This window comes from Patescibacteria group bacterium, assembly GCA_024238995.1.
Lineage (GTDB): Bacteria > Patescibacteriota > Minisyncoccia > Minisyncoccales > JANBVM01 > JANBVL01.
In genome coordinates this window covers 1-21,204 of the sequence record JANBVL010000005.1, presented here as the reverse complement: position 1 = coordinate 21,204, position 21,204 = coordinate 1, and the positions used below count along the sequence as shown (strand labels likewise).

The window sequence follows — 21,204 nt, the reverse complement described above, 5'->3', positions numbered from 1 at the left end:
GAAAACAAATACAATAAAGCTTAAAAAATATCTCAAAACGCTTAATTTATGAAACCTAAAGGTAAACCGGTTAAATGGAGTGACAAAATTGCCTATGCCGTCGGCCTAATAACCACAGATGGAAATTTATCGTCCAACGGCAAAATCTTATCTTTGGTTTCGAAAGACCTCTCTCAAATTGAAACTTTTAGAAAATGTTTGGGATTAAAAAATAAAATTGGTCTGACAAGAAGTGGGTGTGCGAGGAGAAAAGATTATTACCGTGTACAATTTGGAAATGTTATTTTGTATAAATGGTTGCTTGATCTAGGCTTAATGCCAAACAAATCGAAAAGGATTGGGACGTTAAGGATTCCAAATAAATATTTCTTTAATTTCCTACGTGGTCATTTAGATGGAGATGGGCATATCCGTAGATTTCAGGATCCAGTTTACCCAAATAGCCAAAGACTTTATACTGTTTTTCACTCGGCAAGTCTCGTGCACCTGAAATGGCTACAACAAAGAATAGCTTCTTTGTTAAATATACGTGGCTTCATAGAACGGACAACTAGACAGTTTCGCTTAACTTTTGCCAAACGAGACTCTCTTAAACTATTACCAAAGATTTATCCGAATCCGAAAGTACCGCACCTAAGTAGAAAATATAAAATCATTAAAAATTTATTAAAGAGATGAGCCGGGGTGATGAAAATGGAAAACATATACGGTTCAGAACCGTGTGCTCTTTGAGCTTGTGGGTTCAAATCCCACCCTCGGCACTAATTATTATTAAAACTAAAATAAATAAAACTAAAATAAACTCTGATTTTGAGTTTTGATATTAATTTAAAAAATTATGCAAAAAACAACTAAAAAAATGGTGACAAGAAGAATTGAAAATGATTTAAGAATTATTCCTTTAGGAGGAATGGGTGAAGTAGGAAGAAATATGATGCTTTTAGAATATAAAAAAAACATCCTAATAATTGATGTTGGTTTGAGATTTCCAGGGGAAGACATGCCAGGGATTGACTATATTATTCCCAATATTGATTACCTTAAAAAAAGAAAGAAAGATATTGTGGGCATTGTATTTACTCATGGTCATTATGACCACATAGGCGCATTCCCATATATTATTGAACATATTTATAGGAAGAATTTAAAAATCTTTGCCAGTCCTCTAACAAGAGGAATAATTCTAAAAAGGCAAGAAGAATTTGTGGGCCACCCAAAGATTAAAATTGATGAGGCTAAAAACGGACTTAAAATTAGATTAGGTGATTTTAAGGTTGAGTTTTTCAGGCAAAACCACAATATTCCTGACAATTTAGGATTGTTTATTGAAACGCCAGTTGGAAGCATTATACATACTTCTGATTTTAAATTTGACCCTCATCCAATGAATGATCTGCCAACTGATTTTGAAAAATTAAAAAGCTTTGGCAAAAGAAATGTGCTTCTTTTAATGTCTGACTCAACAGGAGCTGAAGATGAAGGTCATTCCTTATCAGAAAAAGAAATCTCTGAAAACTTAGAAGAGATTTTTGAAATTGCAAAAGGAAGAATAATTTCTGCAACTTTTGCCTCTTTAATAAACAGAATTCAGCAAATTATTGCTATTTCGGAAAAACATAAAAGAAAAGTTGCTATTGAAGGCTATTCAATGAAAACTAATATTGAAATTGCAAAACAACTTGGTTATGTTAGGGCGAAAAAAGGAACATTTATTAGTTCCAAACAAATTAAAGACTATCCTGACAATAGAGTTACAGTGTTGTGCACTGGAGCTCAGGGAGAAGCAAGGGCAGCGCTGATGAGAATTGCAAACAAAGAACATCGTCATATAAAAATCAAAAAAAATGATACAGTTGTGTTTTCAAGTTCAGTTATCCCAGGAAATGAAAGAACAGTTCAAATTGTTAAAGATGAAATATTAAGGCAGGGCGCTAAAGTATATCATTATAAGATGATGGATATTCATGCTGGAGGTCATGGAAAAAAACAAGAGCTAAAAGAAATGCTTGAGATGACAAAACCAAAATTCCTTTTCCCCATTCATGGACAACACTCAATGTTAATCTCTCATGCTGAACTAGCAAAAGAAATGGGCATGCTTGAAAAAAATATTGTTTTGCCTGAAAATGGACAAATTATTAAATTAACTCCAAACACAATAAGTCTTGAAAAAGAACGAGTTGCTTCTAATTATGTAATGGTTGATGGTTTGGGTGTTGGAGATGTTGGTGAAATTGTTTTAAGAGACAGACAGATGCTGGCAACAGATGGAATGTTTGTATTAATTGCTATTGTTGACAGACAGACTGGAAAAGTCATAGGTTCTCCTGATATAATATCAAGAGGGTTTGTATATCTAAGAGAATCCAAGCAGCTGCTCAAAGAAACAAGAAGAAAGATAATCGGCATTATTAACAAAACAACAGGTTCTGGAGGAGCAGTAAACTGGACATATGTTAAAGATGAGCTTAGAAATAAAATAGGCCAGTTTCTTTTCACACATACAAAAAGAAGGCCGATGGTATTGCCAGTAATAATTGAAGTATAAATTTATGAGGATTTTTAGTGGAATCCAACCAAGCGGTACAATGCATATTGGGAATTATTTGGGAGCATTAAAGCAATGGGTTGAGCTTCAAAAAAAAGCTGAATGTATCTTTTGTATTGTTGATCTCCACGCTATTACTGTTCCCTACCAACCAAAAAAACTTCAGGATAATATTTTAGATGTAGCAATATCTTATTTAGCAGCTGGAATTAATCCAGAAAAATCAATTTTATTTATTCAATCAAAAATTAAAGAACACAGCGAATTAGCCTGGCTCCTAAATACAATAACTCCTATGGGAGAATTGCAGCGCATGACTCAATATAAAGATAAATCCAAGCAGTTTAAGGGCTCAGCCGGGGCAGGCCTCATAAACTATCCAGTTCTTATGGCTGCTGATATCTTGCTTTACCAAACTGATATGGTTCCAGTTGGAAAAGATCAAAAACAACACGTTGAGCTTGCTGCAACAATTGCTAAGAAATTCAATGCAAAATTTGGAAAAACCTTTAAAATACCCAAGGCCTATATTCCAAAAACAGGAGCTAAAATAATGTCCTTAAACAATCCAAAGAAGAAAATGTCAAAATCTCTAGGACCAACATCTTACATTGCTCTTTTTGACGAACCAGCAGTTATTAAAAAGAAAATCATGTCTGCATTAACAGATACAGGAAGAAAAATTAAATATGATCCCAAGAAAAAACCAGGCATTTCTAATCTGTTAACTATTTATTCCTTGTTTTCTGACAAGCCAATTAAAAAATTGGAAAAAGATTTCAGTAATAAAGGATATTCTGAATTTAAAAAATCCCTTGTTAATTTACTTACAAACTCTTTGAGACCATTCAGAGAGAAAAGAAAAGAACTCACAAGAAGAAAGGTGTATGTTAAGGAAATTCTCAAGCAAGGAACAAAAAAAGCTCAGAACATTGCTGGCTTAAATATCTCTGATATTAAAAAGAAAATGGGGTTAATTTAAAAATCCTTTCTCCAATCAAAGTCCATGTAATCATATTGATCTATTTTTGTTTTTACAATCTTTTTTATTTTTTCCAGTCCCTCTTTAGTTTTTGCTTCAGCTCTAATTGTTATTAAAGGTTGGGTGTTTGAAGTTCTTATTAAAAACCAGCCGTCTTCAATATATCCTCTTATCCCATCTATATCTATGACCTTATAACACTGCGGCCTAAAATATTCTACTAGCTCTTTAACAAGAGTAAATTTCTTATCTTCTGGACAAGGGATTCTATGCTCTGGTGTTGAGGGATACTTTGGTATCTCTTCCATTAATTGAGACAGTTTTTTATTTGAGTTCGCAACAATCTCTAATACTCTGGCTAATGCATAAAAAGCATCATCAAACTCATACCAATTATCAACCACCCAGTAATGACAACTCATTTCTCCGCAAAGGATTGCATTCTCTTCATGAACTTTATGATCTAACAAGGCGTGGCCTGTTTTCCAAAAAATAGGAATTCCTCCCAATCTCTTTGTTTCTTCAGCAACAATTTCTGAATCTTTTAATTCAATAATAACTTTCCTGCCAAGATGTTTTGGCATTATGTTTCTTACAAGAAGGGTTAAAATCATGTCCCCTAGCCAAATCTGGCCCTTCTCATCCACAAAGCCCACCCTATCTCCATCCCCATCAAATATGATTCCAATATCTGCCTGCTGTTTTTTTACTTGTTCAATTAAATCTTTGTAATGATCTAGTTTGGCAGGATCCATTGCTCCTCTGGGAAAGCTTGAGTCTATTTTACAGGAAAAAGGAATAACTTCATGTCCTAGTTTTTCTAAAAAATCAGGTGCATGAGGAGTTGCATTCCCACAATCAACAACAATTTTTAATTTTTTATTCATTTTTACTCTTTTCTGAACTTCTCCAAAATATGCAGGAACAACATCAAGAGATTTTATACTGCCTTTGCCAGTTTTAAATTTTTCTGATATTAGGATATTCTTTACTTTTTGTATTTCATCTCCAACTATTGCGTTTAAACCGTGGCAAAGCTTTAAGCCATTCCAATCAGCTGGATTATGACTTGCAGTGATCATAGCACCTCCGTCTATTTTGTAGTGTTGACGAGCAAAATAAAGAAATGATGTAACAATAAGGCCGATATCAACAACATTACAACCGCAAGAGATTAGCCCTTGAATCATGGCCCTCTTATATTCTTCTGATGTGGCTCTGGAATCTCTGCCTACTAAAACATCTTTAACACCTCTTTCTAAAAGATAAGTTCCAAAAGCTTTTCCAAGCAAATTAATAATATTAGGGTTTAAATCCTTGCCTACCACTCCTCTGATATCATATTCTCTGAAAATTTCTTCGTTTATCATATTGATAGTAAATGTTGATTTTGAAGCAATTTTATTATATCATTGGCCTATGAGCTTCTCAATAGGAATCATTGGGCTGCCAAATGTTGGTAAATCTACTCTTTTTAAAGCATTAACTAAAAAAGAAGTAAAGATTGCTCCCAGACCATTCACTACAATTGAACCAAACCTAGGAAAAGTTTCTGTTCCAGATAATAGACTGATTCAGATAAGTGAGATTATTAAGCCAGAAAAAACCACTCCTACCACAATTGAGTTTGTTGATATTGCAGGGCTTGTAAAAGAAGCGCACAAGGGCCAGGGTTTGGGAAATCAATTTTTAGCACAAATAAGGGAGTGCGATGCGATTTTACAAGTAGTAAGGGCTTTTGAAAATCCTGAAGTTGAAAATGTTCTAGGACAAATTGATCCTTTAAAAGAAATTGAAGTTGTAAATATTGAACTACTGATGAAAGATTTAGAAACCTTAGAAAGCTCAATCTCAAAACTTGAGAAAAAAAGACAAGAAGTTAAAAAAATTAAAATTTTAAAAAAAATAAAAGAGCAGGCTGATAAAGGAAAGCTTATTTCAGAAATTGAACTAATAGAAGAAGAAAAAGCTATAATAAAAGATTACAGGATGCTGACAAATAAACCAGTTTTCTATATTCTAAACACTGATGACAAAACCAATTTTGAACATATACAAGACAGGCATCTAATGATAAATTTAAAAGACGAAGAAGGTATTTTGGAATTATCAAAAAAAGAAAAAAAAGAACTTAATTTAGAATCCCAGCTTGATAAATTAATCCTGGCTTGCTATGATATTTTGAGTCTGATTACTTTTTTTACAGTAGCTGGCGGGAAAGAAGTAAAAGCCTGGACAATAGTTAAAAATTCAAAAATCCCAGAAGCTGGAGGAGTGGTTCATTCAGATTTTGAAAATAAATTTATTAGGGCAGAATTAATTGACTGGAATGAACTTGTTTCTATTGGCTCCTGGCAAAAAGCAAGAGAAAAAGGATTAATAAAAATAGTTGGCAAGGACCATATTATCAGTAATGGTGATATTATTGAATTTAAAATATAGCCACGAATAATTACAAATTAACGCGAATAAATCATAAAAAAATATGCAATTATATCAACTTGATTATTTGATTTCTCCCCAACTTTCAGAGCAAGATGCTAAGAACATAGGAGAGAAAATAAAGTCTTTAGTGAAAAAAGAAGGCGGTTTTATTAAAAAAACAGAGATTTTAAATAGACAGGTTTTAGCTTATGAAATTAAAAATTCCACTGAAGCATTTTTAACCGGTTTAAGTTTTAATTTAGAACCAGAAAAATTAAAAATTATTAAAGATGAACTAACATCAGAAAAAAACATTATAAGGCATTTAATGTTTAAGAAAATTATTGTAAGAACTAAGCCCGTACGAAAAAGGACGACCAAACCCTTAAAAGAAGTTAAAGGCGTTGAGCTTAAACCAAAACAAAAGGTCGAATTAAAAGAAATTGAAAAAAAATTAGAAGAGATATTAGGCGATCAATAAGATCTCTAATCGTTATGAATTTAAATAAAATATTTTTAATAGGCAGACTAACTCGCGATCCAGAATTAAAGACTCTTCCTTCAGGAAATCAAGTTGCTAATTTCGGACTTGCCACTGACATTTTTTACACTGACAAATCAGGCCAAAAACAACAACAGGCAGAGTTTCATAATATTGTTTTATTCGGCAGATTAGCTGAAATTGCTTCCCAGTATTTAACAAAAGGCTCTTTAGCTTTTTTAGAAGGAAGGGTTAAAACCAGAAGCTGGGAAGATTCATCTGGTAATAAAAAATATAGAACTGAAATCATAGGTGAACGCTTGCAGTTAGGGCCAAAAAGCGCATCCCAGGCAACGTCTGCACCTCAGCAGCCCAGTCAACAACCCAAACAAGCCACCAAAGATATAAAATCAGAAGACATTCCAGTTATTGAAGAAAACGAAGGAGAAATTGATGTATCTCAAATCCCCTTTTGAGTTGATAAAAACTCTTAAAAAGTCTATAATGAAGTAATAGATAAATGAGCTTTTTTTTTATTTATCATATCTTTTGAGTGTTCACTATTTAAGTAAATTAATTATAGGAATTATGGCCTATAAATACAACGAGAAAGAGCGGCAAAACAAAAAAGAGTATTATCAAAAGAACAAAGAAAGGATACAAAAAAGAATGCAATTGTATAGTAAGAAATGGTATCAAAAGAATAAAGAAAAAGTACGACTACAACACAAAGAATATTATCAAAAGAATAGAGAAAAGAGAACGCGATATCATGAAGAGTGGTATCAAAGGAATAGAGAGAAAAGATTGCAACAATGTAAAAAATATTATCAGAAAAATAGAGAAAAGATACAATGGCGTCAGAGAAAGTACAGCCGAGAAAATAAAGAAAAAATATTGCGATATAAAGGGAAGTGGCAAAAATATAAAAGAAAGACAGATCCAAAATATCGTCTTAATGAAAATATAGGTACAGCTATTTGGGTTTCTTTAAAAGATAAAAAGGCTGGACGAAAATGGGAAACTTTAGTCGATTTTGCTTTAAAAGAATTAATAGAATGTTTAGAAAGACAATTTGACAATAAAATGAATTGGGATAATTATGGAAGCTATTGGGTAATTGATCATGTGAAACCAAAGAGTTTGTTCAATTATATCTCTCCAGACGATTTAGAATTTAAACAATGTTGGGATTTGAAAAATCTGCAACCATTAGAAAAAATAGAAAATATTAAAAAGGGAAATCATTATATTAGTTAATCTAGAAAAATTTATTTTGCAAAAGAAAAAACACTATGCCTTGTTATTTTTGTCAGAGAAATATTAAAGAAATTGATTACAAAAACACTAAACTTTTAACAAAGTTTGTTTCTGGTTTAGCAAAAATCAAAGCAAGAAAAAGAACAGAAACATGTTCTTCTCATCAAAGAAGATTATCTCAGGCTATTAAAAGAGCAAGGTTTTTAGGCTTACTTGCATATACAATTAAGTAAAACAGGTTATTTGAGATCAAAACAGACTTTAAAAAAGTTCTGTTTTTATTTTACACCTGTTCAATAATTGCTTTTTTAATCTGCTTTAAGATCTTTGGATTTTCTTTTAAAAACCGTTTGCTAGCTTCCATTCCTCTGCCAAGTTTAATGTCTTGGTATTGAAGGCTAGCGCCTGATCTTTTAACAACTTCATATTTAACGCCAGTATTTATAATATCTGAAACATATGAGATTCCCTCGTTGTAATAAATGTCAAATTCAGCAACCTTAAATGGAGCAGCAACTTTATTTTTAACTATTTTTGCTTTTACTCTATTCCCAATAATATTGTCTCCATGCTTTATCTGAGCACTTCTTCTTAAATTTACTCTAACAGATGCATAAAATTTTAAAGCCAAACCGCCTGGAGTTGTTTCAGGATTGCCAAACATTACTCCTATTTTCATTCTTGTTTGGTTTAAGAAAATAACTACTGTTCTTACTTTTGATTTAGAAATTATCCCAGAAAGTTTTCTTAGCGCCTGACTCATTAATCTTGCCTGAAGACCAATTTGGAATTGTCCCATTTCCCCTGCAATTTCAGCTTCAGGAACTAATGCTGCAACAGAATCCACTACTATTACATCAACTTCTCCTGATTTAACTAAAGTTTCAACAATTTGAAGAGCTTGTTCTCCAGAATCAGGTTGGGAAATCAACAAATCATCAATATTTATTCCAATTTTTTTTGCGTAATCAGGATCTAAAGCATGCTCAGCATCAATAAAAGCTCCAACTCCGCCTTGTTTTTGAGCACTGGCTAAAGCATGAAGCGCCAATGTTGTTTTTCCAGTCATTTCAGAACCATAAATCTCAACTACCCTGCCTTTTGGAAACCCGCCTACACCAAGCGCTAAATCCAACGAAAAAGAACCTGTTGGAATCACTTCAACACTGGAAAATTCAGCAGCTTCGCTAAGCTTCATTATAGAGCCTTCTCCAAACCTTTGCTGAATTTCGCTTAATGCATCACTTAAATCTTTCTTTTCGTTTTTTGTTTTTTCCTTTTTTTCCATATTTATTTTTTAATCATTACTTTTTTAAAATTAATAAGAATAAAGACGGCATACTCTTCTCTTTTTATTATACTATATAGAAATTATACTTGCTCCCATTCTCCTTCTTCATTGTTATCAATATCGTCATCGTCATATTCCCTAGCTTCTTCTACAAGAAAAACTTCTCTGGGTTTTGATCCTTTGCTTGGCCCTACAATTTTATTTCCTTCTAACATATCTATTAACCGAGCAGCTCTTGCATACCCTACTCTTAGTTTCCTCTGGAGAAGTGACGCAGAAGCTCTTTTATTTTCAACAACAATTCTTTTTGCATCTTCATATAAAGAATCATCAAAACCAGAGCTTTCTGAATCTTCTGTTAATTCTACTTCTGTTTGCTCTAGTGCTTTTGTTAAACTATCTTTAACTTCTTCAATTTCTAAATCTGCTGTCTCTGTTAAATATTCTTCTATTTTAGAACTTATCCACTTTGTTATTTTTTTTACTTCTTTTTCTGAAACATATGGGCCTTGAATTCTTTTTGGTTTGATATTCTCATTAGAAATAAAAAGCATATCTCCTAAACCAAGTAATTTTTCAGCCCCGCTAGTATCAAGAACAGTTCTAGAGTCAATCTGTGAAGCAACTTGAAAAGTTACGCGTGATGTTATATTCGCTTTTATTAAACCTGTAATAATCTCGACTGATGGCCTTTGAGTTGCAACTATCAGATGAATCCCAACTGCTCTTGCCATCTGAGCCAGTCTTACTATTGCGCTTTCCACCTCCCTTCCCTTAGCAGCCATTAAGTCAGCTAATTCATCAATTACTACAACAATGTATGGGAGAAGCTCTAACTCGCTGTCTGCTGCTTTTTCATTATAACCGGCAATATTTTTTGAACGTACTTGAGCCAAGGTTTTAAATCGTCTGTCCATTTCTTCTGTTAACCATTTCAGAGCATTAGTTGCTCTTTGAGGGTCAACAATAACCGGACATAAAAGATGAGGAAGCTCGTTGTAAATTATAAACTCAACTCTTTTTGGATCAATTAAAACCAGTCTTAAAGTATCAGGTGAATTTTTATAAAGCAAAGAAATAATCAAGTTATTCAAAAAAATTGTCTTACCTGTTCCTGTTGAACCAGCTACTAATAAATGAGGCATTTTTGCCAAATTGGCATAAATAGAATTGCCAGAAACATTTTTTCCAAAACAAAGCATTAGATTAGAATCATGGTCTTGAAATTTAGAATCTGCAATAAGATTTCTTAAACGGACAAAAGCCCTGACTTCATTCGGCACTTCAATGCCAACTAAACTTTTTCCAGGAATAGGAGCTTCAATCCTTACTGGATGAACAGCTAAGGCTAAAGCTAAATCATTTGACAGAGAAGTAATTTTTGAAAGCTTTATTCCTTCAGCAGGCTTAAAAGAGTATTGAGTGACAGTGGGGCCAATATTAATTTCTGACATTTCTACTGGTATGTCAAAGCTTTCTAATGTTTTTTTAATTACTGCTGAATTAACCTTAATATTACCTGGAGAAGGTTTGCCTTTTGTTAAATCTAGTAAATCCAAAGGAGGTATTTCATAACCACTTGATGCTGGCATTATCTTAGGTTTTTGAGATTTCAAATCTAAAGACTGCTCTTTCTCTTCTTTTTTTGTTTCTTTTTCTTCTTTGATAACTGGTTCAATACTTTTTATTCTAAAAGATGGCGCAAATATTTTTTTAATGAAAGAGGGTTTTTTTTCTTCTTCGTCCTCTTCGTCGTCTTTAACTGATTCTTTTTTAAGTAAATTCCAAAAAATCACTGCTCCAACCACAATGCCTGCAAAAAAAAGAATCTGAGTTACCCATAAGCCAAATAATTTAAGCAAGGGCCAGGTTAAAATATGCCCCAACCAGCCCCCTTCCCTTATTCCAGGGCTCAATCTTTCAAGCATGCCAGAAACTCCTACTACAAGTGCAATAATTGCTAAAAGCGAAGGTCTTAAAACCTCTTTATAGCCAGCAGAGAAAAAAGACAGTCCCATTAAAAGAAAGAGCAAAGGAAGAATAAAAACAGTTTTTCCTATTAAGAAATTAAAGCTTGTAAAAAGAAACTGTCCTGCTATGCCTGCTTTGCTGAAATAACTAAGAATAAAAAGCAAAGCTAAAACAAAAGACACTATGCCCAATATGTGTCTTTGTGTTTCTTCTGGCAAAGAAAAATCTAGCTCTGGTAGAAACTTCTTATTCTTTTTATTTTTTCTTCTTTTTCTTGCCATTAATAAAGTAAGATTAACGACTTAATTAAATATCTTAACCATTATATATTCATTCAGTTACTTTTTAAAGCCGGTCCCAACTGGTATCAATTTACCAATAATGACATTTTCTTTCAAGCCTCTTAATCTATCTTCCTTTCCTTCAATGGCTGCTTTTATCAAAACACGGGAAGTTTCTTGAAATGATGCTGCAGACAAGAACGAATCAGTGGTTAATGCTACTTTTGAAATTCCTAATAGAACAGGGCTGGCTTTGGCAAATTGAAGATTTTTTACTTTTTTAGCTTTTTTCAGTTCTTTTAACCTAATATTCTCTTCAAGAAAGATTGTTTTTTCAACTATCTCTCCAGCAGTAAAATTACTGTCTCCTGAATCTTTAATTTTAACCCTGGAAAACATCTGACTAATAATAACTTCTAAATGCTTATCATGAATTTGAGCACCTTGAGAAAAATAAATCTTCTGAATTTCTTTTACTATGTATCTCCAGGTTCTTTCTCTGTCAGCTAATTTAAATAAATCCTTTATATCTAAACTGCCCTCACAAAGCTGGTCACCTTTTTTAACTGTTTGTCCTGGTTTAACCAAAATAGTTGATTGAGGAACAATCTTATACTCTAAAACGTCTTTTTTCTTGCTTTTTAGTTTTTCACTTTTATTCTTAATTTTTATAATCTTGTCATCTGTAATTTCTATTACCTTGCCGTCAGTTAAAGAAATTTCAGCTTTTCCTGAAGGAATACGAGCTTCAAAAATCTCCTGTACTCTTGGAAGACCGGAAGTAATATCTACTGCACTAGCAACTCCTCCAGTATGAAATGTTCTCAATGTAAGCTGTGTGCCTGGCTCACCAACAGATTGAGCAGCAACAACTCCCACTGCTTCACCTAATTTAATTAATTGATTCTTGCCTAAATCCCAACCATAGCATTTCTGGCAAATTCCCCTAACGCTTTTACAGCTCAGCGGTGAACGCACTTTTATTTTTTCTGTTTTAGATTTTGCAAATTTTTCTGATTTTTCTTTATCAATTATTTCTCCTTTTTTGCAAACCCCTTTAATATTTTCCAGAACAACTCTTCCTAAGACCTTGAACTTAATATCTTGGCCAATTTGATTAGAATCTTCTTTAAAAATATCAATGCCATTTTTATCTTTACAATCTGATTCTGAAACAATCACCTCGTGAGCAACGTCAACAAGTCTTCTTGTTAAATAACCTGCAGTTGAGGTTCTTAATGCTGTATCAGCTGTCCCTTTTCTTGCTCCATGAGTAGCAATAAAATACTCTAACACAGAAAATCCTTCTTTGTATGAACTTTTAATTGGCAGTTCAATAATTTCACCCACTGGATTAATTACCAATCCTTTCATGCCAGACATCTGAACAATCTGAGACCAAGAACCCTTGGCGCCTGCATTTATCATTTGAAAGACAGGACTTTTGCGAGGCAAGGCATTTCTTACTTCTTTCTCTAAGTCTAATTTTGCCTTGCTCCAAATTCCTGTTATTTTTCCAGATCTTTCTTCCGGAGCAAGTAATCCTTTTTTAAAATAATTCTCAACCTCTTGCTCCTGCTTGTGCGCTGCTTCTATTATTTCGCTTTTTCCTTTTGGAAGAACTAAATCCTCCATTCCCCAGGTAATGCCAGATAAAGTAGAATATTCAAAGCCTAATTTTTTAATTTTATCCAAAGTTTCTTCAACAACTTCATTTGAATATTTATCAATAATTTCCCCAATAATTTCTTTTAAATCCTTAATAGTAATTAATTTGTTTTGAAAGGAATACTTAGCTGGCAAAGCCTGATTAAGGATAATCCTGCCAACCGAAGTTTCTGTAAAATCATTTGATTTTTTAGAAGTTTTTAATTTTATTTTTGCCTTTAAATCAATATCATCAAAATCATAAGCTAAAATAGCGTCTTTTTCAGTTAAAAATGCCTTACCTTCTCCTTTTAATCCTTCCCAAACATCAGTTAGCCAATAACAACCCAAAACAATATCTTGATATAAAGTTACAACAGGAAGTCCGGTAGCTGGCTTTAAAAGGTTTAAATTGCTTAACATTCTTTCTCTAGCTTCTTTTTGGGAATCTTCAGACAAGGGTACATGAACAGCCATTTGATCTCCATCAAAGTCAGCATTAAAAGCATTACAAACCATTGGATGAATTCTAATAGCCTTTCCTTCAATTAATATCGGGTAAAATGCTTGAATGCCTAATCTGTGAAGAGTTGGCGCTCTGTTTAATAAAATCAACTTGTCTTTTACTTCTTCTTCCAGACATGCCCAAACTTCATCAATTTCTTCATCAATTAATTTGGAAGCTCCTCTGACATTGTAAGCTAATTCTTTTTTAAGCAAACTTTTAATAACAAAAGGTTTGAAAAGCTCTAAAGCCATTCTCTTTGGCAGACCAACTTGGTTTATTCTTAAATCAGGGCCAACAACTATTACTGACCTTCCTGAATAATCAACTCTTTTTCCTAATAAGTTTTGTCTGAACCTGCCTTGTTTTCCTTTTAGAATATCAGCTAAAGATTTTAATAGTCTTCTTCCGCCAGTTGTTGCTTTTGTAGTTGTTCCCCGCCTCATACTGTTATCAACCAAAGAATCAACTGCTTCCTGAAGCATTCTTTTTTCATTTCTAACAATTACTTCTGGCGCTCCGATATCCAGTAGATACTTTAATCTATTATTCCTGTTAATAACGCGTCTATATAAATCATTTAAATCAGAAGAGGCATATCTTCCTCCATCTAATTGAACCATTGGTCTTAAATCTGAAGGCAAGACTGGTAAAACCGTTAAAAACATCCATTCAGGGCGAATGTTCATTCTTTTCATTGCCTGAAAAATTTTTAATCTTCTTAAAAACTTTTTCTTATTTTGAGCGCTGATAGTTTCAAGCTCTCCTTTTAATTTTTTAGTTTCTTTTGATAAATTAATGTTTTGGCAAATTGTTCTTAAAGTTTCTGCTCCTGTTCCTGCTTCAAAAATTTCTCCATATTTAAAGGAAAAGTCACGATATTCAATTTCTGATAAAACCTTTAAGAGAGAAATTGACAGTACTCCTTCCTTGGCTCGATTTCTGGCAGACTTCAATTCTTGAAGTTTCGAGTTAATTGTTTTCTTTGAAATCTTTCTTCCTCTTTTCTTAACTGTTGTTTTTGATTTTGATTTTTTAGTTTGAGCAGAACGAGAATCAGGATTCTCGTGAAGTGAAACTTTTATTTTTTTTATTTTCATCTTGTACTCTTTTTCAACATTCTCCAGCACTTCTTTTTTAGCATTTTCATTAACATCAGTAACAATATATGAAGCAAAATAAACTACTTTTTCTAAATCCTGCATAGAAATATCAAGAATCATTCCTATTCTTGAAGGAATTCCTTTTAAAAACCAGATGTGAGAAACAGGCACTGCTAATTTAATATGTCCCATTCTTTCTCTTCTTACAGAAGACTTTGTAACTTCTACCCCGCACCTGTCACAAACAATTCCTTTGTAGCGGATTCTTTTGTATTTCCCGCAATAACACTGATAATCTTTTTCTGGTCCAAAAATCTTCTGGCAAAATAACCCATCTTTTTCAGCTCTTTGGGTCCTATAGTTTATTGTTTCTGGTTTAGTAACCTCGCCATGACTCCATGATAAAATTTCTTCTGGAGAGGCTATTTTTATCCTTATTGCCTCTAAATTTTCTACTCTCATAACTTTATTTTATTTCTTTTTTGGATTTCTCTTTAATTTCTACATTTAAACCTATTGCTTTTAACTCATTAACCAATAAGTTAAAAGAAGCAGGAAGATTGGGTTCTTTTATTTTTTCTCCTTTTAAAATAGATTCATAAGTATTTGCTCTTCCAATAACATCATCTGATTTTATAGTTAACATTTCTTGCAAACTGTGAGCTGCACCATAACCTTCCAAAGCCCAGACTTCCATCTCTCCAAAACGTTGTCCTCCAAATTGAGCTTTTCCTCCCAAAGGCTGCTGTGTGATTAAAGAATAAGGGCCAATAGATCTCATGTGGATTTTGTCTTCAACCATATGAATAAGCTTCATTATATACATATAACCAACAGTGACTTTTTGGGGGAACATCTTGCCGGTTCTGCCATCATAAAGAGTTGTTTTCCCATTTTCAGCAAGGCCAGCACTTTTAAGCTCTTGTTTAATATCTTCTTCAGTAGCGCCTGAAAAAGAAGGGGTAACAGCATGATATCCAAGTTTTTTAGCTACCCAGCCAAGGTGAGTTTCTAAAACCTGACCCAAATTCATACGGGAAATAACTGTTAAAGGATTAATTATCATGTCAACAGGAGTCCCATCTTCCATAAAAGGCATTTCTTCCACTGGTAAAACCTTGGAAATAACGCCTTTGTTTCCATGACGGCCTGCTAATTTATCACCTGCCCGAACCTTTCTTATTTGGGCAATTTCTACTTCAATTCTTTTAATAACTCCGGGGTCAAGTTTATGACCCAACTCTCTGGAAAAGATTTTAACATCAATAACTCTCCCCCTTTTTCCGTGCTGCATCCTCAGCGATGTATCCTTAACTTCTTTAGCTTTTTCTCCAAAAATTGCCCTTAGCAATCTTTCTTCAGAAGTTAATTCTGCTTCTCCTTTTGGAGAAATTTTTCCAACTAAAATGTCGCTTGGCCCTACTTCAGCTCCAATTCTAACAACCCCTTCTTCATCTAAATCTTTTAATTTTTCCTCTGAAACATTGGGAATGTCAGCTGTTGTTACCTCTGGACCTAATTTAGTTTCTCTTACATCGCAAGTAAAACTATCAATATAAATAGAACTATAAACATCATCTTTCACTAATCTTTCTGAAATAAGTATGGCATCTTCAAAATTTCCTCCGCGCCAAGGAAGAAGAGCAATTAAAACATTTTGACCTAATGCTAGATGACCTTTTGCAATTGCTCCACCGTCTGTTAAAATTTGATCTTTTTTAATCTCCTGCCCTTTTTTAACTATTGGCTTTTGATGGAAACATGTGTATTGGTTTGTTCTGACAAAAGTATTTAAATCATAGTTTTTACTTCCCACTTTAATATGCTTAGCATCAACTTCAGTAACTGTTCCATTATTTTCACTGACAATAACCTGACCAGAATCTTTTGCCACTCTTTCTTCAACACCAGTCATAACAAGAGGAGGCTCTGGAGAAATTAATGGCACTGATTGTCTTTGCATATTTGAACCCATTAAAGCCCTGTTGGCATCATCATTTTGTAAAAATGGAATTAAAGATGTAGCAATAGAGAATGGTTGCTGAGGAGAAACATCGATAAAGTCAACTTCACTTTTATTAATCATATCTGGATTTCCTTTTACCCTTGCTTCAACTTCTTCAGGAATAATATTGCCCTTATTATCTACAGGTATTGCTCCTGAAGCAATATTGTATTCTTCTCCTTCGTAAGCAGAAAGGTATTGAATCTTTGAAGTTACTTTTCCTTTTTCAACTTTTGAATAAGGAGTTTCTAAAAATCCATAAGTATTAATCCTGGCATAAGAGGCAAGATGTCCCACTAAACCAATATTTGGACCTTCGGGTGTTTGAATCGGACAAATTCTTCCATAATGAGAAGGCTGAACATCTCTTACTTCAAAACCAGCTCTTTCTCTTGTTAGTCCCCCTGGACCCGTAGCTGTTAATCTTCTTTTATGTTCTAACTCAGCCAAAGGATTCTCATTGTCCATGAACTGACACATCTGACTAGAAGTAAAAAACTCTTTAACAATAGCCATTACAGGCTTAGGGTTTATAAGCTGTATTGGAGCTAAAGCAATGCTATCTAATGTAGACATCCTGTCTTTTACAGTTCTTTCCATTCTCATTAAACCCAACCTTAATCTGTTGATTAATAGTTCTGTAAAAGGTCTTACTCTTCTGTTCCCTAAGTGATCAATCTGATCTGGAATTGCATTTGGGTTGTTATTTAACCTAATAATCTCTCTTAAAACCATTAAAACATCTTCTGGTTTTAAAACCCTGTCTTCAATTTTAATTTCTTCTCCTAAATCTTTTTTCTTTGGTTTAACCTTTGGTTTTTTTCTTAACTCTGGTAATCTCTGCCACATACGCCATCTTCCAACCTTAGATAAATCATACCTTTCAAAATTAAAAAACATATTTTCTATTAATTCTCTGGCAGTATCAGGAGTGCCCAAATCACCAGGCCTTAATCTTTGATAAACTTCAACCAAAGCTTCTGCCTGATTGTGAGAAGCATCTCTTTTTAAAGTTTCCTCTATATAATCCTTTTCTCCTTTATTAACATCCTGAAACTTTTCTTTGATATCTTTATCGTCAACAAAACCAAAAGCACGAAGCAATGTTGTAGCTGCCACTTTTCTGCGTCTGTCAATTTTTACCCCTATTGTCCCTGAAGATTCAGTTTCAAATTCTAACCAAGCACCTCTGTTAGGAATAATTTTTGCGCCAAAATGATTTCTACCGCCAACTTTTCTGCTTGTGAAAAAAGCTCCTGGTGAACGAATTAATTGTGATATAGCCACCCTTTCTACCCCATTAACAACAAAAGTTCCTCTTTTTGTAGGAAGAGGAATATCACAAAGATAGATTTCTTGTTCTTTTATTTCTTTAGTTTTTAGATTAACAAGCTTTGTTCTCACTCTTAAAGCAGTTTCATAAGAGTCATTATTTTGCTTTGCCTCAATATAGGATTTGTATTTTGGTTTATCAAGATTATAATCTAAAAACCAGAGTTCAAACTCTTTTTTAGCATGGTCTCGAATAGGAGAAATTTCTTCGAACAATGCTTTTAAATCTTTTTGCCAAAAAAAAGCCCAGCTTTCTTTAGTTAAACCTAATAAATAAGGTAAAGGCAAAAAAGTTTTTGATTTAGCAAAGCTTTTTATGTTCAAACCTGTCATAAAAATATGAAATCAAAACCCAACAGCAAAAAAACACCCCCTCACGTTATGGGATAAACGCTTTGTTAAAAATTTTTCTAGCTAAAGGGAATCAAAATTGATTATAAAATTAATAAAATATTAAAAACAGTATTCAAAAGACTGTGATTATTATTCTAATGTATCAGCAAAAAAAAGTCAATATTTACTATGAAAAGCACGATTCTAAGACAAATTAATAAATCTCGTCACGCTTACCAATTCTTAGAATAAATATTGTGTTTTTGATTTTATCAAACACCACTCTATATTTTCCTATCCGAAAACGATACTCTCCGTAATTTCCTTTTAAGGCTTTAGCGAAAACTAAAGATTTTTTTCTGTTTGCTATAAAAAATCAGTTTCTTTAAAATCCGTATTGCCACATTTCTCGGTAGAGCTTCTAAATCTTCTTTAGCTCTTTTAGTAAACTCTATCTTCATTAGATTCTATATTCTTCCAAAACGTTCTTTAAGGAAAAGGTTTTGCCTTCTTTGATTTGCTCTCTTGCTTCATCAAGACTTTGAAGATATCTAAAATAGCGGATTAGCTTACTAAATTCTAAATCAAGGAATTTTAATCTTTGATACTCAGATTTGGAGATTTTAATTGTTTTCTGTTTTGTTTTAGTCATATATTTTCATTATATTCTTTTGGATAATACCGTCAATTTCTAAGACAAACTTAACTTGTCCAAACTTGCGATAGATTTCTCTAACCTATTTATAAATTTCATGAGTGCCGACATTAATAAAAGCCACCTTTGTTTTAGTGGCATTTAAAAATTTAAACATTATTCTATAAGAATAATCAATTGAAAAAGTCCAATAACCTTTGTATTTTCCGCCGAGTGGATGGGTCTCTAAATGAGGAGTAAAAATGTTTTTCCTAAATATCTTTTCTTTTAATTTTGCTTTTTGTTTTACTTGTTTTGGCAACTTCTTATAGGCCCTCCGAAATTTCGAAGTAAGGAAAATGTCCATAAAACGGCTTTATTTAAACTCGGCTAATGATTTTATTTTAAGAAGCTTTTTTTTCTTTTTCTCTTCTTTAAAAATTCTAATTGCTTCATCGGTGTCCTTTTTTTCCCACTCTCTTTGCTTTCGCAATCTTAAAAACTCCTCATATTCTTTTCGAGGTATTAAAACTAATTCACCTTTTTTTGCAATTTCTTTTGGAATAGTAATAATTTTAACCATATATTTTCATTATATTCTTTCGGATAATACTGTCAATTTCTAAGACAAGCTTAACTTGCCCAAATTTGTAAAAACCTAATTATTTTAATTATACGAAAAAGCTTAATAATGTTATTCTTCTCCCCTTAATTCATTAAGTTTCTTAATAACATCTTGATTATCCGGGTTTAATTCTAAAACTTTTTCAAAAATATCAGTCGCTTTTGTTTTTTGTCCTTTAAGAGCATAAGCCGTTCCAAGAGAATAAAGAGAGTTTGAATGATTTGGAACAATGCTTAACACTGTTTCAAATTGAACAATTGCTTTATCTGTTTCTCCTTTATTAAAGTAAAGTCTGCCCAATTGAAAACGTACCTCAATATTAAATGAATAAACTGTAACTAATTCTTCCGTTTTTTGAATAGCTGCATCTAAGTCTCCCTCTTTTTCATAAAGTAAAATTTCTTGAAGCAAAGCGTCAATATAATCCGGCTTTAACTCTTTGGCTTTAGCAAAACTTTGTTTTGCTTTCTCAGCATCATCTAAAACCAAATACAACTTACCAATTTCAGTATGGAGAATTGGATTCTTGCCTTCTAGTTCAATTGCTTTTTTAAAAGAATCAATTGCCCAGTCAGTTGAACCTTGGACAAAAACTTGTATATCTCTGTAGATCATTCCTAGGGTTTCCCAAACAACAACCATATTAGGAGAAAGTTCGCTTGCTTTTCTTCCGTAATCAATGGATTTTGACATGAGATTTTGGACTTTCTCAACAGCCTGTTCGTCTGAAGCTTGTTTTGATTCATTCAAGAAAGAAACCAAATAAACTCTGGCCAATATTGTTTGATAAGTAGTTGATTTAGGATTCAAACGGACAGCTTCTTCTAATAACTCTACTTTCTTTTCAAGGCTAGAAGCTGTTTGGGATTTTGCGTAATTTATATCAGCTAAGTAAAACCTTATCGCAGAATAATAACTAACTGAAACAACTAATAAAATTAAAACTAAAACAGTAGAAAAAACCAAACTTAACTCAGGAAAATCTTTCAAAGGAATAATTTTAAAAGATTTATTTGTTTCCTGCCACGATACAACGCTTAATCCTAAAATAAACCAAAAGGTAAAAGCTAAAATACTGTTTTGATAATAAACAAACTGAGATATTATCAAAGCAATAAAAGTCATAATCAAAGGTAAAGTATTTAGTTTCTTGCGTAAAACCCAGAATACTAAAAAGAACATTACAATCATTAATAAATAAGAAGCAGATCCTAAAATCCCTGATGTGGCAATAAGCTCTGTAATATAATTACCCGCCCTGTCAAATCTAATCTGCCATAAAACACTATTATTGAACTCAATAGGCTTAAATTTAGAGAAAACATAGTGCCAAGTTCCAGTTCCTGAACCTAGAAAAGCATTTTTAAAATTACTTGTTACTGTATTTAAAGAAGTATTCCAGCTAATAGCGCTTCCTAAAACTTGTTCTTGTGGCAATGAAATTCCTGTCCATTGATTAAAGTTATTTACAAATAAAAATGTAATTGAAATAAAAAGCAGGATTATTGACATAGAAAGCCAAGAATATCCGAGATTATTTAAAAAATAAAAAAAACAAAATATATGTAAATTACATCAATATTTGCTGATAAACTTATACATTTTGCGTTGCATTTTTTGAGATTAAAGGTTAAAATAATTAAATAAACTGAATAAAATTAAAAAATATGGTTAAGATTTTAGAAAATATTATAAAGTTCAGCGTTTATTCATTGGTATTTTTAATGCCTTTGTTTATTCTCCCTTTTTCTTTTGAGATATATGAATTCTCAAAACAATATT

The 21,204-nt window shown here is 32.6% G+C and carries 18 protein-coding genes and 1 tRNA gene; 9 read left to right on the top strand and 10 right to left on the bottom strand.

Going from position 1 to position 21,204, the window contains the following annotated elements; genetic code table 11:
• Nucleotides 1–48: 48 nt before the first annotated feature.
• From KJI70_02335 to trpS, 4 genes are all read left to right on the top strand, one after another.
• Nucleotides 49–678 (top strand): hypothetical protein, encoded by a 630-nt coding sequence (locus KJI70_02335; protein MCP6718353.1) that lies wholly within the window; start codon nucleotides 49–51, stop codon nucleotides 676–678.
• Nucleotides 679–761 (top strand) — tRNA-Leu (locus KJI70_02330). It begins immediately after the preceding gene.
• Between the two features lie 77 nt (nucleotides 762–838).
• The gene (locus KJI70_02325; protein MCP6718352.1) at nucleotides 839–2,548 is read left to right on the top strand and encodes a ribonuclease J; all 1,710 of its coding nucleotides are present in this window, start codon (nucleotides 839–841) and stop codon (nucleotides 2,546–2,548) included.
• 4 nt (nucleotides 2,549–2,552) lie between these two features.
• Nucleotides 2,553–3,530 (top strand): tryptophan--tRNA ligase, encoded by a 978-nt coding sequence (gene trpS, locus KJI70_02320; GenBank protein MCP6718351.1) that lies wholly within the window; start codon nucleotides 2,553–2,555, stop codon nucleotides 3,528–3,530.
• Here the strand turns inward: trpS and KJI70_02315 are convergent.
• Nucleotides 3,527–4,900, bottom strand: a complete 1,374-nt coding sequence (locus KJI70_02315; GenBank protein MCP6718350.1) for a phosphomannomutase/phosphoglucomutase — start codon at nucleotides 4,898–4,900, stop codon at nucleotides 3,527–3,529. The genes trpS and KJI70_02315 overlap by 4 nt on opposite strands.
• 49 nt (nucleotides 4,901–4,949) lie before the next feature.
• Here KJI70_02315 and ychF point away from each other — a divergent pair, with 49 nt between their 5' ends.
• The 5 genes from ychF (at nucleotide 4,950) to rpsR (ending at nucleotide 7,928) form a co-directional block, all read left to right on the top strand.
• The gene (ychF, locus tag KJI70_02310) at nucleotides 4,950–5,972 is read left to right on the top strand and encodes a redox-regulated ATPase YchF (GenBank protein ID MCP6718349.1); all 1,023 of its coding nucleotides are present in this window, start codon (nucleotides 4,950–4,952) and stop codon (nucleotides 5,970–5,972) included.
• 43 nt (nucleotides 5,973–6,015) lie between these two features.
• Complete coding sequence (gene rpsF / locus KJI70_02305; protein ID MCP6718348.1) at nucleotides 6,016–6,435, top strand: 30S ribosomal protein S6; 420 nt, start codon at nucleotides 6,016–6,018, stop codon at nucleotides 6,433–6,435.
• Between the two features lie 14 nt (nucleotides 6,436–6,449).
• Nucleotides 6,450–6,911, top strand: coding sequence for a single-stranded DNA-binding protein (ssb, locus tag KJI70_02300; GenBank protein MCP6718347.1), 462 nt, complete (start codon nucleotides 6,450–6,452; stop codon nucleotides 6,909–6,911).
• 112 nt (nucleotides 6,912–7,023) lie between these two features.
• A complete protein-coding gene (locus KJI70_02295; protein MCP6718346.1) occupies nucleotides 7,024–7,695 on the top strand; it encodes a hypothetical protein in 672 nt (223 codons plus the stop codon).
• A 35-nt stretch (nucleotides 7,696–7,730) separates the two neighbouring features.
• Nucleotides 7,731–7,928, top strand: coding sequence for a 30S ribosomal protein S18 (rpsR, locus tag KJI70_02290; protein MCP6718345.1), 198 nt, complete (start codon nucleotides 7,731–7,733; stop codon nucleotides 7,926–7,928).
• A 50-nt stretch (nucleotides 7,929–7,978) separates the two neighbouring features.
• Here rpsR and recA read toward each other — a convergent pair whose 3' ends face one another.
• The 9 genes from recA to KJI70_02245 all read right to left on the bottom strand — a co-directional run bounded on the left by recA (nucleotide 7,979) and on the right by KJI70_02245 (nucleotide 20,934).
• The gene (recA, locus tag KJI70_02285) at nucleotides 7,979–8,983 is read right to left on the bottom strand and encodes a recombinase RecA (GenBank protein MCP6718344.1); all 1,005 of its coding nucleotides are present in this window, start codon (nucleotides 8,981–8,983) and stop codon (nucleotides 7,979–7,981) included.
• A gap of 83 nt (nucleotides 8,984–9,066) precedes the next feature.
• Nucleotides 9,067–11,238: a DNA translocase FtsK gene (locus KJI70_02280; GenBank protein MCP6718343.1), complete on the bottom strand. Its 2,172-nt coding sequence runs from the start codon at nucleotides 11,236–11,238 to the stop codon at nucleotides 9,067–9,069.
• A gap of 57 nt (nucleotides 11,239–11,295) precedes the next feature.
• Nucleotides 11,296–14,955, bottom strand: coding sequence for a DNA-directed RNA polymerase subunit beta' (gene rpoC, locus KJI70_02275; protein MCP6718342.1), 3,660 nt, complete (start codon nucleotides 14,953–14,955; stop codon nucleotides 11,296–11,298).
• 4 nt (nucleotides 14,956–14,959) lie between these two features.
• Nucleotides 14,960–18,163 (bottom strand): DNA-directed RNA polymerase subunit beta, encoded by a 3,204-nt coding sequence (locus tag KJI70_02270; protein ID MCP6718341.1) that lies wholly within the window; start codon nucleotides 18,161–18,163, stop codon nucleotides 14,960–14,962.
• A gap of 214 nt (nucleotides 18,164–18,377) precedes the next feature.
• Nucleotides 18,378–18,443, bottom strand: a complete 66-nt coding sequence (locus KJI70_02265; GenBank protein ID MCP6718340.1) for a hypothetical protein — start codon at nucleotides 18,441–18,443, stop codon at nucleotides 18,378–18,380.
• A 180-nt stretch (nucleotides 18,444–18,623) separates the two neighbouring features.
• On the bottom strand, nucleotides 18,624–18,815 hold the full coding sequence (locus tag KJI70_02260; protein ID MCP6718339.1) for a hypothetical protein: 192 nt from the start codon (nucleotides 18,813–18,815) through the stop codon (nucleotides 18,624–18,626).
• An 85-nt stretch (nucleotides 18,816–18,900) separates the two neighbouring features.
• A complete protein-coding gene (locus KJI70_02255) occupies nucleotides 18,901–19,164 on the bottom strand; it encodes a type II toxin-antitoxin system mRNA interferase toxin, RelE/StbE family (protein ID MCP6718338.1) in 264 nt (87 codons plus the stop codon).
• Nucleotides 19,165–19,173: 9 nt separating this feature from the next.
• Nucleotides 19,174–19,380 carry a hypothetical protein gene (locus KJI70_02250; protein MCP6718337.1) on the bottom strand — a complete coding sequence of 69 codons (207 nt, stop codon included), beginning with the start codon at nucleotides 19,378–19,380 and terminating at the stop codon, nucleotides 19,174–19,176.
• A gap of 111 nt (nucleotides 19,381–19,491) precedes the next feature.
• Complete coding sequence (locus KJI70_02245; GenBank protein ID MCP6718336.1) at nucleotides 19,492–20,934, bottom strand: tetratricopeptide repeat protein; 1,443 nt, start codon at nucleotides 20,932–20,934, stop codon at nucleotides 19,492–19,494.
• Nucleotides 20,935–21,204 lie beyond the last annotated feature (270 nt).